Annotated in this window: 13 protein-coding genes; 8 read left to right on the top strand and 5 right to left on the bottom strand. The window is 64.6% G+C overall.

All coding sequences use genetic code 11. From position 1 onward, the window contains the following. Positions 1–24 precede the first annotated feature (24 nt). Entirely contained in the window at positions 25–1,116 is a 1,092-nt protein-coding gene (lpxD, locus tag FIU89_RS09945; RefSeq protein WP_152492443.1) for a UDP-3-O-(3-hydroxymyristoyl)glucosamine N-acyltransferase, read from the bottom strand. Between the two features lie 27 nt (positions 1,117–1,143). Then, positions 1,144–2,775, bottom strand: coding sequence for a murein L,D-transpeptidase (locus tag FIU89_RS09940; protein ID WP_152492442.1), 1,632 nt, complete (start codon positions 2,773–2,775; stop codon positions 1,144–1,146). A 337-nt stretch (positions 2,776–3,112) separates the two neighbouring features. On the opposite strand from FIU89_RS09940, the gene FIU89_RS09935 reads away from it, so the two are divergent. Further along, a complete protein-coding gene (locus FIU89_RS09935) occupies positions 3,113–3,682 on the top strand; it encodes a DUF882 domain-containing protein (RefSeq protein ID WP_152492441.1) in 570 nt (189 codons plus the stop codon). A 195-nt stretch (positions 3,683–3,877) separates the two neighbouring features. On the opposite strand, the gene lipA is transcribed toward FIU89_RS09935, so the two are convergent. Then, on the bottom strand, positions 3,878–4,825 hold the full coding sequence (gene lipA / locus FIU89_RS09930) for a lipoyl synthase (protein ID WP_152492440.1): 948 nt from the start codon (positions 4,823–4,825) through the stop codon (positions 3,878–3,880). A 233-nt stretch (positions 4,826–5,058) separates the two neighbouring features. Here lipA and FIU89_RS09925 point away from each other — a divergent pair, with 233 nt between their 5' ends. Beyond that, on the top strand, positions 5,059–5,784 hold the full coding sequence (locus FIU89_RS09925) for a VIT1/CCC1 transporter family protein (protein WP_152492439.1): 726 nt from the start codon (positions 5,059–5,061) through the stop codon (positions 5,782–5,784). A 12-nt stretch (positions 5,785–5,796) separates the two neighbouring features. Here FIU89_RS09925 and FIU89_RS09920 read toward each other — a convergent pair whose 3' ends face one another. Next, on the bottom strand, positions 5,797–6,912 hold the full coding sequence (locus tag FIU89_RS09920) for a DUF6456 domain-containing protein (protein WP_254701849.1): 1,116 nt from the start codon (positions 6,910–6,912) through the stop codon (positions 5,797–5,799). A 252-nt stretch (positions 6,913–7,164) separates the two neighbouring features. On the opposite strand from FIU89_RS09920, the gene FIU89_RS09915 reads away from it, so the two are divergent. Continuing rightward, positions 7,165–7,500, top strand: coding sequence for a DUF6477 family protein (locus FIU89_RS09915; RefSeq protein ID WP_152492438.1), 336 nt, complete (start codon positions 7,165–7,167; stop codon positions 7,498–7,500). Positions 7,501–7,504: 4 nt separating this feature from the next. Here FIU89_RS09915 and FIU89_RS09910 read toward each other — a convergent pair whose 3' ends face one another. Then, positions 7,505–9,049: a trimethylamine methyltransferase family protein gene (locus tag FIU89_RS09910; protein ID WP_152492437.1), complete on the bottom strand. Its 1,545-nt coding sequence runs from the start codon at positions 9,047–9,049 to the stop codon at positions 7,505–7,507. A gap of 334 nt (positions 9,050–9,383) precedes the next feature. Between FIU89_RS09910 and guaA the strand changes: the two genes are divergently transcribed. The 5 genes from guaA (at position 9,384) to FIU89_RS09885 (ending at position 16,324) form a co-directional block, all read left to right on the top strand. After that, positions 9,384–10,955 carry a glutamine-hydrolyzing GMP synthase gene (guaA, locus tag FIU89_RS09905; RefSeq protein WP_152492436.1) on the top strand — a complete coding sequence of 524 codons (1,572 nt, stop codon included), beginning with the start codon at positions 9,384–9,386 and terminating at the stop codon, positions 10,953–10,955. 48 nt (positions 10,956–11,003) lie between these two features. Next, complete coding sequence (locus FIU89_RS09900; RefSeq protein WP_152492435.1) at positions 11,004–13,019, top strand: acyltransferase family protein; 2,016 nt, start codon at positions 11,004–11,006, stop codon at positions 13,017–13,019. A gap of 151 nt (positions 13,020–13,170) precedes the next feature. Then, complete coding sequence (locus FIU89_RS09895; protein ID WP_254701848.1) at positions 13,171–14,067, top strand: DMT family transporter; 897 nt, start codon at positions 13,171–13,173, stop codon at positions 14,065–14,067. Positions 14,068–14,208: 141 nt separating this feature from the next. Continuing rightward, positions 14,209–15,330: an OmpP1/FadL family transporter gene (locus FIU89_RS09890; RefSeq protein WP_152492434.1), complete on the top strand. Its 1,122-nt coding sequence runs from the start codon at positions 14,209–14,211 to the stop codon at positions 15,328–15,330. Positions 15,331–15,463: 133 nt separating this feature from the next. Continuing rightward, entirely contained in the window at positions 15,464–16,324 is an 861-nt protein-coding gene (locus FIU89_RS09885; RefSeq protein ID WP_152492433.1) for an ATPase, read from the top strand. The last annotated feature ends 30 nt before the right edge of the window (positions 16,325–16,354 follow it).

Below are 16,354 nucleotides of genomic sequence, written 5' to 3'. Positions count from 1 at the left end.
ACCCCGTTCTTTTCGCGAACCGCTTTAGTCACTCTGATCCGGTTTTGAAACAGCTTTCTTGAGGTCGGCGACATCGGCAAACAGCCGCTTGATGCGGCGCAGGTATTTGTAGACCTCCATCTGGGTGTCCATCTTCATCGCCGGGTAGCCGAGCATGACGCGGCCGGCGGGCACGTTCGACAAAAGCTTGGTGCCGCCGCCGGCGATGACGTTGTCGCCGATGAAGATGTTGTCGGCCACGCCCACCTGCCCGGCCAGCACGACGTTGTTGCCGACCTTGACCGACCCGGCCAGACCGACAAGGCCGCACAGCAGGCAGTCCGTGCCGATGACGCAGTTGTGGCCGACCTGGACGAGGTTATCGATCTTGGTGCGGTCGCCGATCACCGTGTCCCGGATTGTGCCCCGGTCCAGCGAGGCATGGGCGCCGACCTCCACATCGTCGCCGATGCGCACCGAGCCAAGGCTTTGAATGCGCACATAGGACTGCGCCGCGATTTCCCCCTGGTCGCCGAGGGACTGGCGCGCGCGTTCGACGCCCGAGACGTCCGGCGTGACATAGGAAAACCCGTCTGAACCCACCACCGCGTTGGGCTGCGCGATGAAGCGGTCGCCGATGACCACGCGGGCGCCGATGCGGGCGCCTTCGCGCAGGAAGGCCTTTTCCCCCAGAACCGCACTCGTGCCGACAAAGCTTTGCGGCCCGATGACGCTGCCCGCACCGATCTGGGCACCGGCGCAGATCACGGCGAGCGGACCGACGGAGACATTGTCGCCAAGGCTGGCGGTGTCGTGGATCACGGCGGAGGGGTGAATGCCGTCGTCCCAGCCCTGGCCGGGGTCGAACAGGGTGGAAAGGCCCGACATCACGTAGCGCGGACGCGGTGCGACGATGGCGGCCTCCAGTCCCAGCGCCTGCCAGTCGGCCCCGTCCCAGACCAGCGCGGCGCGCGCCGCGCCCTGCGACAGGGTCTGGGCGTATTCGGGCTTCATTGCCAGGGCAAGGTCCCGGGCCGTGGCGTCGGCCGGTTCGGACACGCCGGCAACGGTGACGGAAACATCGCCCAGGGCCGTGGCCCCAAGCGCATCTGCGATCTGCTCAATCGTGTAGGACATGACGGACCCCCTGCGTTCGGGGCCGGTTTACCCCCGAACGCCGGGCAGCGAAACCCCTGCCCGCTCCAGCGCGTCCCAGATCCGGGCATCCCGGCCATAGACATCCGCGCGGTAGTTGGTGTGGCCCTTGGGCTCGGTCACGGCGGTCCGGTAGATGATGTGCACCGGCACCTTCACCTCGAGGTTCACCTTGGTTTCGCGGCCCGTGTTCAGGATGCGGTGGAACGCGCCCTCGGGGTCGGCCTCCTGCCGCGCCAGAAGGGCATAGGCGAAATCGAACGGCTGTTGCAGCCGGATGCAGCCGTGGCTGTAGGCGCGGGTTTCATGGTCGAAGAGGTGCTTCTGCGGCGTGTCGTGCAGATAGATGTTGTACTTGTTCGGGAACATGAACTTCACCAGGCCAAGCGCATTGCGGCTGGAGGGCGGCTGCTTGATCGCGAAGGGAAAGTTGCGGGCGTTGTAGGCCCCGAAATTGATGCTGGAGCGACTGACCGTGCGGCCGCGGCTGTCGACCAGGCGCAGGTGGCCGGCGGCGTTGCGGTTGCGCTTCATCTGCGGCAGGTATTCCTTGACCGCGATGGAGCGCGGCACGTGCCAGGTCGGGTTGATGACCATGTGCTCCATCTCGTCCGAGAATTCGGGGCTTTGACGGTCGGCGGCCTTGGCGCCGATCACGGCCCGGGTGCGGAAGGTCTCGATGTCGTCATCCATGATCCGGGCGGAGAAGTCGGTGAGGTTCACCAGGATGTGGCGCTTGCCCCTGCCCTGCGGCAGGTTCAGCCAGCGCTCGCGTTCCATCGCCACGATGATGGATTTCAGCCGGTCTTCGGCGGTGGCGTTGATTTCGCGCAGGGTGCTTTCGCCCGCGACGCCGTCGGTTTCCAGCCCGTGGTCGCGCTGAAACTCGCGCACGGCCTTCCGGATCGTGGGATCATAGCTTTGCGTCGCGGTCCGCCCGAGATAGCCCTTGGCCATCAGCCGGTTGCGCAGGGCAACGACGGCGGGCCCGGTTGCGCCCGGTTCCAGCTTGGTGGCCGGAACGGTCGGACCCCAGCCGCCGCTGACGACGAGGCCCTCGAGGCGCATCTTTTCCTTCATCAGGCGCTTGTATTCGTTGGTCGAGGGGGCAAGCTGCCGGATGAACTGGCGCGGCTCGCGGCTGGCGGCGAAGGCGGTCAGGGTGCGGGTGCGGTCGTAGTCGCGCAGCTCGCGCTTGATCGCGGGGACCACGCGGCGCGGATCCAGCACGCCGGTGCGCATGGCGTCGGCAAGATTCAGGAACGCCTTGCTGAGCGCGACCTCGGCTAAGCCGATATCGCGGGGCGTGCGCGCGGCGCGCAGCGTGTCGATCAGGCCGTCGATGTCGTAGCGCGACTGCGGCAGACCGTGGGCCGACACCGATTGCAACCCCAGGATCAGCGCCTGCCGCCGTGCCTTGTCGGCTTCCTCGTCGGTCCAGATGCCGCGAAAATCGGTGCTGCGGTAAAACGCTGCCAGATCGCGATCGTCCGCGGCGGCTTCGGCCACGGCCTGTTTGTAGGCGGTGACCTGCGCGTGAGCGGGCGTGGAGGCGGACAGCGAGACGACGACCGCCGCGAGCGCACTGACGATGGTGGTGAAAATGCTGGTGTGCCCCAAGGTGCGCAACGCGCTGCTCATGCCGTTCTCCAAGTTACCGTATTCCCCTGCGTGCAAAACAAGCGCACGCGATCATTAGTTCCTATTGCGGGTGGAACTGTCCAATCACAATTGGTTTTAAAGGTAAAATCCGCCGCATGTTGCAGCATCGCCGCAGGCTGGGCCGTGCTTCGCAGACACATCTGACCGAAATTTGCGCAAATTCTTGCCGAAATCGCTTGCGCTATGGAACCGGCGGACTTTCACCCCTTGGTAACCGAATCCTGATATGCCATAACACTCCTGCATCTGGGGATGAGATGAACAGAGCCGCTTCTTAACGCGGCAACAGGCAAGCGACGGGACAGGCGCTAACAACATGACCGATCAAAGCTCGACGAGCGTAACGCGGCGTGCGTTACTGGGTGCATTTGCGGCTACGACAGTGGTTGCGGCACCAACTTTTTCCAAGGCAGCAGGGTTCCTTCGGGGCGCAGGCGACATTCGTCGGCTGACGATGGCCTCGCCCCGCACCGGTGAAAAGATCGACACGATCTACTGGATCGAAGGGGAATACATCAAGGACGCGGTCCGCGAGATCAACCTCTTCATGCGCGACTGGCGCACCAACGACGTGCACAATATCGATATGCGCACGATGGACATCATGGCAGCGGCCCACAACCTGATGGATGTGAACGAGCCCTACCTGCTGCTCTCGGGCTATCGCAGCCCGAAGACGAACGCGATGCTGCGCTCGCGCTCCAGCGGCGTGGCGAAGAACTCGCGCCACCTGCGCGGCCAGGCGGCGGACCTGCGGCTGAACTCGCGCTCGGTGAACCAGATGTTCCGCGCGGCCTCGGCCTGCCGCGGCGGCGGCGTGGGCCGCTATTCGGGGTCAAACTTCGTGCACATGGATTGCGGTCCGGTGCGCAGCTGGGGGCGGTAAGGCCCCGCCCGACAAAACGCGAATATTTCTGTTCAGCACCGGCCCTGCGAGGTCGGTGTTTTTGTCTGCGGGGGTGAGATCCCGGATCAGGTCCGGGACGGTCTGTCGCTGCTTTCGTTCGGCACAATCCTGGTGCAGACGTCATCCCGGACCTGATCCGGGATCTCTTGCTGGTGTCGACGGGCTGCGGCGCCCCTACCCCAGCCTGGCCATCCGCGCGTCGCGCAGCCGGGCGAAATCGTCACCCGCGTGGTAGGACGAGCGCGTCAGCGGCGTGGCAGAGACCATCAGGAAGCCCTTGCCATAGGCGACCTTCTCATAGGCCGCGAACTCGTCGGGATGCACGAAGCGATCCACGGCGTGGTGCTTGGGCGTGGGCTGAAGGTACTGGCCGATGGTCAAGAAATCGATATCGGCGGCGCGCATGTCGTCCATGACCTGGTGCACAGCTTGTCGGTCTTCGCCCAGGCCCACCATGATGCCGGACTTGGTGAATATGCCCGGATCCATTTCCTTGACCCTTTGCAGCAGGCGCAAGCTGTGGAAATAGCGCGCACCGGGGCGCACCTCGGGGTAAAGGCCCGGAACGGTTTCGAGGTTGTGGTTGAAGACGTCGGGGCGGGCCGCGACCACGACTTCAAGCACCGCAGGGTCGCAATGCAGGAAATCGGGTGTCAGGATCTCGATCGTGGTGCCGGGAGAGCGGTGGCGGATCGCGCGGATCGTCTGGGCGAAATGCTCGGCCCCGCCATCGGTCACGTCGTCGCGGTCCACCGAGGTGATGACCACGTGATTAAGCCCCAGCTTCTGCACCGCGTCGGCCACGCGTCCCGGCTCGAACGGGTCGAGCTCCTCGGGTGGTTTACCGGTGGCGATGTTGCAAAACGAGCAGGCGCGGGTGCAGACCTCGCCCATGATCATCATGGTGGCGTGGCCCTGATTCCAGCATTCGCCGGCATTGGGACAGCCCGCTTCCTCGCAGACCGTGACCAGCTTGTGCTCGCGCATGATCCGGTGGGTTTCGAGATACCCTTTGCCGACCGGCGCCTTGACACGAATCCAGTCGGGCTTTTTCGGTTGGGCGTTGTCGGGCCGGTGCGCCTTTTCAGGGTGGCGCTGGTCCGGGATCTTGAGATCGCGCACGAATTTTTCCCCGCAAATCCTTTGGTAAGACATCCTATTTATAAGTCACCGTGGTGGGAAGTTCCAGTGATGCAAACCTGTCATGCATGTGGCGGGTGCGCGCTTAACGAGTGGCCCACCTCCTGCCATCCCGGCGTGCCCGGTCCTCGCGCCGGCGCCACCGCCGACTTCGGGCATTTGCGCGGGGTCCGGGCCGGTCTATGCTGCCGCTCGAGGCGGAACGCGGGGGCAGGATGGATTGGCAGAGACACAGGCGCGAGGCGCACCGGCTGAGCCAGACGCAGGAATACCTGAAGCAGATCGTCTATGGCGGCAATGACGGGATCGTGACCACCTTCGCCATCGTGGCGGGATTCGCCGGCGCGCAGGCCGAGGGCGTGGCGCAGATCGGCGGCGTGGCGGTCCTGGTTTTCGGTCTGGCCAACCTCTTTGCCGATGCGATCAGCATGGGGCTGGGCGAATTCCTGTCGCTTCGGTCGCAGCATGACCTTTACCGGGCGCGGCGCACAAGCGAGCTGCGCGAAATCGCCGCCGACCCGGAGCACGAGCGGATGGAGCTGTTCGAGATCCTGCGCCAGCGCGGCCTGCCCGCCGGGGAGGCCGACACGACAGCGACGATCATGTCGCGCCATCCCGAGATCATGGCCGACCTGATGATGACCTACGAATTCGGGATGCAGGACCCCGACGAGGACAGCCCCGTTCTGAGTGGGCTGTTCACCTTCGGCGCGTTCCTTCTGTTCGGTGCGATTCCCCTGTTCCCCTATTTCGTGCTGGAGGCCACGCAGACGACCTTTGTCCTGTCGGTTGCGGCAACCGCGGCGGCGCTGATGGCGCTTGGGGTGCTGCGCTGGAACGCGACCGGCGAACATATGGGGCGCTGCGTGGGCGAGACGCTGCTGGTGGGCACGATCTGTGCGCTGGCGGCCTTCGGCGTCGGCTGGCTGGTGGGCAGCTGAGGCGCGGGCCCCCTACCCCATCAGGCCCGCGCTGTCGCCCAGCTCGGCGTAGTGACGCTTGAGCCGTTGCAGCGCGATGCGCAGGACAATCTTTCCCGACCGCGCCGACCAGCCAAGCTTTTTCTCGGTGGTTTCCAACCCTTCGAGAAAACAGCAGCAGCGCAGGGCCACATCTGCAAGCCCCGGCCCCAGATCGCGCAGGGCGCCAAGCACCCGCGCCTGCGCGGCCTGGGCACTGGCGGCGGGCGGAGCGACGGGCGCGGGCTGTGTCTTGCCGGTCAGAATGTCGGTCCAGTCCGTCCGGGGCGTGTCGCCCAGGTGGCCCATCTCGAAATCTTCGCGCAGGCGTTCGCCGGCCCGCACCAGGTCGGGCGCGAGAAAGCGGCTGCCGTCGCGGTCGCGGCGGCGCGCGAGCAGGATCAGGGGAGACTCCCCGATGCCATGGCGGAGACGGCGCCGACCCTCGGCCGCGTCATCCTCCGGGAGCGGCGCATCCTGCCCCAGAAAGGCGGCCTGCGACTCGGCAAAGCCCTGGGCGCTGTTCTCCGCCCGGGCCATCAGCTGTCCAAGCGCGGATCGTCCCGCCGACGTGATGGCGTAGCGTGACACGCGGCCGGGCGTGTCGCAGCTGATCCAGCATTTCAGGGCCATCGCCTCGGCCACGTCGCGGTCGACGACCGCGGTGCGGTTCTGGCCCGCCTCGGTTTCGCGGACCACGACGGCCTTGTCCATTTCGCTGGCCACGGCCAGGACCGCGCCTTTCTCGCAAAGCCGGCGCAGAACGCGCAGCGCCTCGCGGTTCAATCGGGATTCGGTGAGGGTTGTCGCGGTCTCGGCGGGGGTCGGCAGCATGGTCATGCGGGTCTCCTTGAGGCATGAACCGGCACCGGGCTGCGACATGACCTGTGGGCCAAGGCGGCGCAGGGCCTCGTCGACGAGGTGATCGTCGCGCAAGGCCTCGAACGCACGCACTTGTCGGGAAACGGTCGAGGCGTGACAGCCGAGTTTCCGGGCCAGCGCCCGGATCGACGTGCCGCCCTCCGTATGGGCCAGATAGGTTATGGCCGCCATCGGCACCCAAGACAGATCTTTGCCGGGCGTCGACCCGGGCACTCCAGCCATGCTCATCCGTTTCCCTCCTTGGCCTGATCTCTTGTGACAGGATCAGTTGTCCCCAAAGTGCCCACAGAGTTCTCCACAAGCGACATGCAACCTAAGGGCGACTTGGTTACCAGTTCGTTAATTTTCACTCCGTTCGGCAACAATGGTTTCTCAAGTGTAAACAATTGGCCACGGCGGCGTGCGGTGGAACGGCGATTCACGCAACGCACCGGCGAGTCGTGTCACTCAGAGGGCTCCGCAGAACAGGAGACCGACACCATGACCCACGCGCTTGCCCTTCTAGATTCGCTGACCCGCCCGCGCCTGTTGATCAAGGCGGCCAGGATCGGCGCCGCGCAGTATCGCCGCGACATTCACCTGGGGCGCCTTCTGGACATCGAACCGCTGCCCGACAGCGGCGCGGCGCTGGAATTGTTGATCGAGATCGAGGCCGCGCTGGACGAAGCGCGGCGGCGGCGCAGCGCCGAATACGCCGTGGCGCGGCATCTGGACCTTTTGATCGCAATCATGGGAGAGGCCCGGCTGATCCGGGCGGCGATGGCGCCCGAAGGCGCGACACCGGCGCAGGGCATGGCACCCGCGCCGGTGTCTTGAGGGATCAGGCGAAGGCGTCGGGCATGGACGCCTTTCTTTCCGCCACGTAGGCGTCGAGCGCTTCGAGCACGCCGGGGTCGAGATGGGGCTGCTGGTAGTTGGCCAGCTGCTTTTCGACGCGGGTGGTGGCCAGCGCCATCGTGTCCTGCCCGCCCTCGTCGGCCCATTGCTCGAACGGCTTGTAGTCGAGCATTTCCGAGCGCCAGAAGGCGGTCTTGAAGTTGGCCTGGGTATGGGCGCAGCCCAGGTAGTGCCCGCCGGGGCCGACCTCGCGGATGGCATCCATCGCCTGGCCGTTCTCGTCGGTGTAGATGCCTTTGGCGAGGTGATGGTAGACCCCCAGCTGGTCGGCATCCATGACGAATTTCTCGAACGAGGACACCAGCCCGCCTTCGAGCCAGCCGCAGGAATGCAACATGAAGTTGACGCCCGAAAGAAGCCCCATGTTGAGGCTGTTGGCGGTTTCATACGCGGCCTGCGCGTCGGGCAGCTTGGAGCCGTTGAACGACCCGGCCGAACGGTAGGGCAGCCCCAGGCGGCGGGCGAGTTGGCCCGCGCCATAGGTGATGTGCGCGGCCTCGGGCGTGCCGAAGGTGGGCGCGCCGGAGTTCATGTCGATCGAGGTCACGAAGGCGCCCATGATGACGGGTGCGCCGGGGTTGCAAAGCTGGTTGAAGGCGACGCCCGCCAGCGCCTCTGCCATCACCTGCGTCAGGGTGCCGGCCACGGTCACCGGCGCCATGGCGCCACCGACGATGAAGGGCGAGACGATGCAGGCCTGGTTGTTCTTGGCGTAAACCTCCATCGCGCCCATCATCACCTCGTCGAAGGTGAGCGGCGAGTTGATGTTGATCAGTGAGGTCATCACCGTGTTTTGCTGCACGAACTCCTCGCCGAAGAGGATTTTGCACATATCCACGCTGTCCTGCGCGCGGGAAGGTTCGGTCACCGAGCCCATGAAGGGCTTGTCCGACAGCACCATGTGGGCGCGCAGCATGTCGAGGTGACGCTTGTTGACGGGGATGTCGGTGGGTTCGCACACCGTGCCGCCCGAGTGGTGCAGCCACTTGGACATGTAGCCGAGTTTCACGAATTTCTCGAAGTCGGCCATGGTGGCATAGCGCCGGCCGCCCATGGCGTCGCGCACGAAGGGAGGGCCGTAGACCGGGGCGAAGACCAGGTTGTTGCCACCCACCACGACGTTGCGCTCGGGGTTGCGGGCGTGCTGGGTATATTGCGACGGCGCGGTCTTAATCAGTTCGCGCGCGAGGCCGCGGGGGATGTGCACCCGCTCGCCCTGCACGTCGGCGCCGGCGTCCTTCCACATTTTCAGAGCGCGCGGATTCTCGACGAAGTTGACGCCGATCTCTTCCAGAACGGTTTCGGCATTGTGCTCGATCATCTCGAGCGCCTCTTCGTTGAGGATTTCGTAATTCGGGATATTGCGCTCGATATACTTGGCGGTTTCGACGCTGACGGCGGTACGTTCCGCGCGGCGGGCTGCGCCGCCTCCGCCCCGGGCCCGTCTGCGGGTTGCTGCTTCGGCCATATTCTGGTTCCCCAACGTGAACTTGCACCCATGACAGAGTGCGACTGCGCCCTTAAATATCCGCTAACGCGACCGAGTCGCGGGAGATTTGCGCCGTTTCACGGTCTATAGCGACATTCGGCGTGGACGATGGGAGCGATCGGCCGGGGCGCGTGGGCTCTCGCCCACCCTACGGGATGTGGCGGCGCGGCATCCCGGACTTGATCCGGGATCTCCGGGTCCGAGGGATCCTCGGGTCAGGCCCGAGGATGACGGAACGCTTCACGGTCACACGGCTTGGTCAAGCACGCGCAAACCTGTTGCATCGGCCCGGCGCATTTCATAATGGCTTGGCATGACCCAGCACGATCGCCTTCTCATCATCGACTTCGGCAGCCAGGTGACGCAGCTGATCGCGCGCCGCCTGCGCGAATTGAGCGTCTACTGCGAAATCCATCCCTTTCAAAAGGTCACGGATGACTTCCTGAAGGAGTTCGCGCCCAAGGCGGTGATCTTCTCGGGCGGTCCCGATACGGTGACGCGCGAGGGATCGCCCCGGCCGCCGCAATCGGTCTATGACCTTGGCGTGCCGATCCTGGGGATCTGCTATGGCCAGCAGGTCATGATGCAGGATCTGGGCGGCCGCGTCGAAGGCGGCAAGATCTCGGGCGGCGGCGGCACGGCGGAGTTCGGCCGCGCCTGGGTCTCGCCCAGCGAAGAGCGGATCGAGCTGCTGGCGGGCTGGTTCCTGGACGCGCGCGAGCAGGTCTGGATGAGCCATGGCGACCACGTGGCCAAGCTGGCGCCCGGCTTTGCCGTCTACGGCACCTCGCCGCACGCGCCTTTTGCCATCACCGCCGACCTGGAGCGGGATTTCTACGCAGTGCAGTTCCACCCGGAAGTGCATCACACGCCCAATGGCCGCACGCTTTACGAGAATTTCGTCAAGCGGGCCGGGTTCAAGGGCGACTGGACCATGGCCGCCTACCGCGAGGAGATGGTCGAGGCGATCCGCGAACAGGTGGGCGACTCCAAGGTGATCTGCGCGCTGTCGGGCGGCGTGGACAGTTCGGTGGCCGCGGCGCTGATCCACGAGGCGATCGGCGAGAACCTGACTTGCGTCTTCGTCGATCATGGCCTGTTGCGCCTGAACGAGGGCGAGGAAGTCGTGGGCATGTTCCGCGACCACATGAACTTGCGCGTGATCCACGCGCAGGAACAGGACCTGTTCCTGGGCGAATTGGAAGGCGTCTCGGACCCCGAGACCAAGCGCAAGATCATCGGCAAGCTCTTTATCGACGTGTTCCAGAAATACGCCGACAAGATTGAGGGCGCGGCCTTTCTCGCGCAAGGCACGCTTTACCCGGATGTCATTGAATCGGTGAGCTTTTCCGGTGGCCCCAGCGTGACGATCAAAAGCCACCACAACGTCGGCGGCCTGCCCGAGAAGATGGGGCTGAAGCTGGTCGAGCCGCTGCGGGAACTCTTCAAGGACGAGGTGCGGGCCTTGGGCCGCGAGCTGGGCCTGCCCGACAGTTTCATCGGGCGTCACCCCTTCCCCGGCCCGGGCCTTGCCATTCGCTGCCCCGGCGAGATCACCCGCGACAAGCTGGAGATCCTGCGCAAGGCGGATGCCGTCTATATCGACCAGATCCGCAAGCACGGGCTTTACGACGAGATCTGGCAGGCCTTCGTCGCCATCCTGCCGGTGCGCACCGTGGGCGTGATGGGCGACGGACGGACCTATGATTACGCCTGCGCGCTGCGGGCGGTCACGAGCGTGGACGGCATGACCGCCGATTATTACCCGTTCAGCCATGATTTCCTGGGCGAGACCGCGACGCGGATCATCAACGAGGTCGAGGGCATCAACCGGGTGACCTATGACATCACCAGCAAGCCGCCGGGCACCATCGAATGGGAATAGGCGCCTGCCGTCGGGTCCTGCGCCCCCAATAACGCCACGTTGAAATTCATGACGCCCCCGCATCACACCGGCTACCGCAGAGAGATCGACGGCCTTCGGGCCTTCGCGGTCCTGTCGGTCGTGGCCTTTCATGCGTTTCCCGGTGCGGTGCCGGGCGGGTTCGTCGGCGTCGATGTCTTCTTCGTCATCAGCGGCTTTCTGATCACCAGCCATATCTTCGAGAAGCTGGACCAGGGCGCGTTCAGCTTTGCCGACTTCTTTCAACGGCGCATCCGGCGAATCTTTCCCGCGCTTCTGGTGGTGATGTCGCTCAGCCTGCTGTTCGGCTGGCTGGTCCTGTTGTCGGACGAGTTCAACCAGCTTGGCCTGCACGTCGCCAGCGGCGCGGCGTTCATCAGCAATTTCGTCTTTGCCGCCGAGGCCGGCTATTTCGACGCCGCCGCCGAGCTGAAGCCGATGCTGCACCTGTGGAGCCTCGCGGTCGAGGAGCAGTTCTATATCCTGTGGCCGCTGGCCCTCTGGGTGGCGTGGAAACTGCGGGTCGGCCTGCTGATCCTGACCCTGATCGTGTTCGCGGCCTCCTTCGTCGTGAATGTCGCCTATGCCACCTCGCATCCGGTCGAGGCGTTCTTCTGGCCGTTCGGGCGCTTCTGGGAGTTGCTGAGCGGCAGCATTCTGGCGTGGTTCACGGTGCACCGGAACGGGCCGCTCGCCGGTGCAGCGGTTCGCAAACTGGCGGGAGGACTGGGTATGCTGCTTCTGGTCGTGTCGGTGGCGATGATCGACCGGACAGTCGCCTTTCCGTCCTGGTGGGCGATCCTGCCCGTTCTGGGCGCGGTGCTCGTGATCTTTGGCGGGGCGACGGCTTGGGGGGTGGCCCCCCTCTTCACCAATCGCGTCGCGGTCTGGTTCGGGCTGATAAGTTATCCGCTCTACCTTTGGCATTGGCCGGTCCTGTCGTTCCTGCACATTGCAGAGGACGACGTGCCGCACCGGGATGCGCGGGTTGCGGGCGTGCTCCTGGCCATCCTGCTGGCATGGCTGACCTATCGCTTGATCGAGCGACCGATCCGCTTTGGTAAATTCCGTGAACCGGCACGGTCGCTGTGGCTGGCGGCGATCATGGTGGCGGTCGGACTGGCGGGCTTGGTGGTCAGCCGGACCGATTTCAGCGACACCCACACCGCCCGGACGGTGTATTTGCGGGGCGGTCTGGAGCACCGGATCGGACCGTCCAGCCGGTGGTTCGAGGGGCGTGACGACTGGCTGTTCCTGGGCAACAGCTATGACCGGACGGTGGCCAAGCTGCGATCCGACAGCCCGCCGCCGACCGACGAGGTGGAAGACACGCGCGCGCTCTTTGCAGAGATCGCGGGGACGGCGGCGCGATCCGGCACGCGCGTTGCCCTGCTTGTCGGTCCCAACAAGTCGTCGGTCTATCCCGAGTACCTGCCGCCGGAACTGACGCCCGCGGACAGCCGGTATTTCGGGGCCTTCGCGCGGGCGTTGAGTTCTGTCCCGAACCTGACGTTCCATGATCCGACCGCCGGGTTCCTGCGGGACAAGGAGGCCGAGGGCGAACTCTATTTCCGCACGGACACGCATTGGAACAGCAAGGGCGCGTTTCTTGCCTGGGACGGGCTGATGCAAGCGCTCGGGCTGCCGGTGCCGGAGGTGGCGTTTGTGCCCGGTCCCGAAGTGCGCGGCGACATCATAGAGATCGCCGGGATGGAGCGCTTTCCGCTGCGTCCCGGCGACAACTGGCTCTACGAGTTCCGGCGGGATATCGAGCTTGAGCGCCGCGGCATTCCCGACGCGACGGTCACCGATTCCTTCGGCCTGCGCGAAGTGGTGACGAACTCGAATCCGCCGTCGGACATGACGGTCTGGGTGATCGGGGATTCCTTTGCCTCGTCGGTCAAGCCGTTCATCGAGGCGAGTTTCCGCGAGGTTCACCACAAGGGCCATTGGAACGAGCGCCTGCCGCGACTGGCGGACGATCTGGACGCCGCCGAGGAAAAACCGGACCTGATCGTGATCATCCGGGTCGAAAGATCCTTCTGACCGCTGCATCACGAGCGCATCCCCAAAACCGCACTCTGCCCTTGGAAAGCGCCCTGCGGCTCTTTAGAGAACGTGTCAGCGCCAGCGGGCCCCGGCATCTGCCGGACCGGTCCGTTGCGCGCCATGATCCTTCAGCCGATCCGGGGACCAGATGACCGACAACCTGCAAAACCCGCCGCGGGACACCGCGGCGTCCGTCCTGCGCGCGGGCGTTTTTATGCTGGGGGCCGTGGCGTCCTTTACCCTGATGGCCGTGGCCGGGCGACAGGTGAGCTTCGAGCTGGATACATTTGAAATCATGATGTTTCGCAGCTTCGTCGGTCTGGCCGTCGTGATGGCGTTCGTGCTGGTTCAGGGACGCCTGCACGAGCTGCCGACGCGAAAGACCGGCACGCATCTTCTGCGCAACATCTTTCATTTCACCGGACAGAACCTGTGGTTCTTCGCCATCACCATGATCCCGCTGGCGCAGGTCTTCGCGCTGGAATTCACCACGCCCCTGTGGGTGCTGATCCTGTCGCCGCTGATGCTGGGCGAACGGATGACGCGGATGCGGGTCATCGCCGCCGTGCTGGGCTTTGTCGGTATCCTGATCGTGGCGCGCCCCACGCCCGAGACGCTGAACATCGGCACCGCGGCCGCGGCGGCCTGCGCCATCGGATTTGCCGGGACATACATCTTCGCCAAGCGGCTGACGCGCACGGAATCGCTGGCGTGCATCCTGTTCTACATGACGGTCATGCAGGCGGTGTTCGGGCTGATCTGCGCCGGCTTCGACGGCGACATCGCTCTGCCCTCGGGCACCAGCCTGCCGTGGCTGGTGGCCATCGGCATCTGCGGGCTGACGGCGCATTTCTGCATCACCTCGGCCCTGTCGCTGGCCCCCGCCACGCTGGTCAGCCCGATCGACTTCATGCGCCTGCCGGTGATCGCCATCGTCGGACTGCTGGTCTACGGCGAGGCGGTCAGCATCTATGTGTTCGTGGGCGCCATACTGATTTTCGGGGCGAATTACCTCAACCTCTGGTCGGAAACCCGCAAAAGCTGAACCGCCCGGTTCGGAACAGGCCAAAGCTGTGACATTCTTGCAAGGTCCGTGTGTCCTCCAGACATCGTGACGTCGCGTAAAAATTGACCAATTTTTACACGTAACAGTAGTGTGATGTCATGTTCTGGAGGAGAGGAACTCATGAAAAATCTAGCTTTGGCAGCCTGCGCGCTCACCGCAACTGCCTCTGCCGCCTCAGCAGGCGGAATCGAACGCCGCGGTGACCCATCGCAAATCCTGTTCGAAGAGAGCAGGAACTATCTGCAATTCTCGGTGGCGACCGTGCACCCCAACGTGTCCGGCCCGCCGATCGGACAGGCCGCGGCCATCGGCGCACTGCCGACCGGCAACATTCAAAACAGCTATCAAAGCTACGCCCTGGGCTTCAAGCACCAGTATAATGACCGCCTGGCGCTGGCCTTTGTCATCGACGAGCCCGTGGGCGCATCCGTGAACTATCGGACGGGCCCCTATACCGGCCCGGGCACCGGCGCGTTCTTCGGCGCCTCGAACGCCGAAGTGTCTTCGATCCAGTTCACGGCCATGGCCAAGTACGAGGTCGTGGACAACATCAGCGTCTATGGTGGCGTGCGCTACCAGGGGTTGAAGGGTGACATCGTTGTCATCTCGCCCGCGACCGGCCCCGCGGGAGGCCCTGGCCCTTATACGCTGAGCGTCGATAACGACTTTCAGCTTGGCTACCTGGTTGGTGCGGCCTATGAGCGGCCCGAACTGGCCATGCGCTTTGCGCTGACCTACGAGTCGAAGATCGAGCATTCGTTCCGCGACAACAACGGCACGCCGTTCGACGTGGAAATCCCCCAGGCTGTGACCTTGCACGCCCGCTCGGGGATCGCGCCCGACACGCTGCTGTTCGGGTCGATCAAGTGGCGTGAATGGACGGCGTTCAACGTGCAGCCCGCGGATTTCTTTTCCTATACGCCTGCGCCGGTCAACACGTCGATCGCCAGCGGCACCAGCGACATCTGGACCTACGAGCTGGGTCTTGGTCGCCGGTTCAGCGAGAACTGGAGCGGTGCGGCGATCATCGGCTATGAAAAAGACAACGGCGACATCGTCGGCAACCTTTCGGGCACGGACGGCTATGTCAGCTACGGGCTTGCCGCGACCTACGAAACCGAGTCTTGGAAGATCACGTCCGGCATCCGGTATATCGACGTGGGCAGCGCCAACAGCTCGGTCACCGGGTTTACCGGCAGCGACGCCATCGCCGTCGGCACGACCGTGGGCTTCAAGTTCTAGAACGCGCCACCGGACAAATTCGGAAAACCCCGCCGACCACTTCGGCGGGGTTTTTCTTTTGGCCATACTGCTTTGAGGTTTGACGCCCCGCGCGGTGCTGGCTACCAAAGCGGCTCAAAGGAGAGCCGCGACCATGATTTACAAGACCGCGCAGGCATGGCGGGATGCGCCGCACAAACGGGTGCTGTTCTATGGCATGTCGGGGCTGGGCAAGACGCACCTGTCCAACATGCTGCGCGATGCGGGCACGTGGTTTCACTATTCCATAGATTACCGGATCGGCACGCGCTACATGGGCGAGCTGATCGCCGACAACGCCAAGGCCCACGCGATGAAGGTGCCCTTCCTGCGTGATCTGCTGAAGTCCGACTCGATCTACATCGGCTCGAACATCACCTTCGACAACCTGTCGCCGGTCTCCACTTACCTGGGAAAACCCGGCGATCCGGACAAGGGCGGTCTGCCCATCGACGAGTACCGCATCCGGCAGGAGCAGTTTCGCCGGGCCGAAGTGAACGCGCTGATGGACACCGGGCATTTCATCGAACGCGCCGGGCGGCTTTACGGCTATCCGCATTTCGTCTGCGATACCGGCGGGTCGATCTGCGAATGGGTGGATGGCGACGACCCGGACGACCCGATCCTGACGGAGCTGGCCTCTCACTGTCTTTTGATCGGGCTGAAGGGCAATGACGCGCACCGGCAGGAGCTGATCCGCCGGTTCGACCGCGCGCCCAAGCCGATGTGCTATCAGCCCGAGTTTCTGGCGGCCGCCTGGGCGGAATACCTGAGCGAAAACAAGGTCGAAGAAGGCGATGTTGAACCCGATCATTTCATCCGCTGGACCTATGCCCGCGCGCTGGCCCACCGCGCGCCGCGCTATGCGGCGATGGAGAAATGGGGCATCACGCTTGATCACGACGAGGTTTCGCAGGTCACAACCGCCGACGGGTTCGAGGCACTGGTGGCCGCAGCCCTTGAGCGTACGGGATAAACCTCTATCTAGGCCGGACCGCCGCAAACA

The sequence above is a fragment of the Roseovarius sp. THAF27 genome (assembly GCF_009363655.1).
GTDB lineage: Bacteria > Pseudomonadota > Alphaproteobacteria > Rhodobacterales > Rhodobacteraceae > Roseovarius.
The sequence above is the reverse complement of the archived record's forward strand: the minus strand, read 5'-3'. Positions and strand labels throughout refer to the sequence as shown.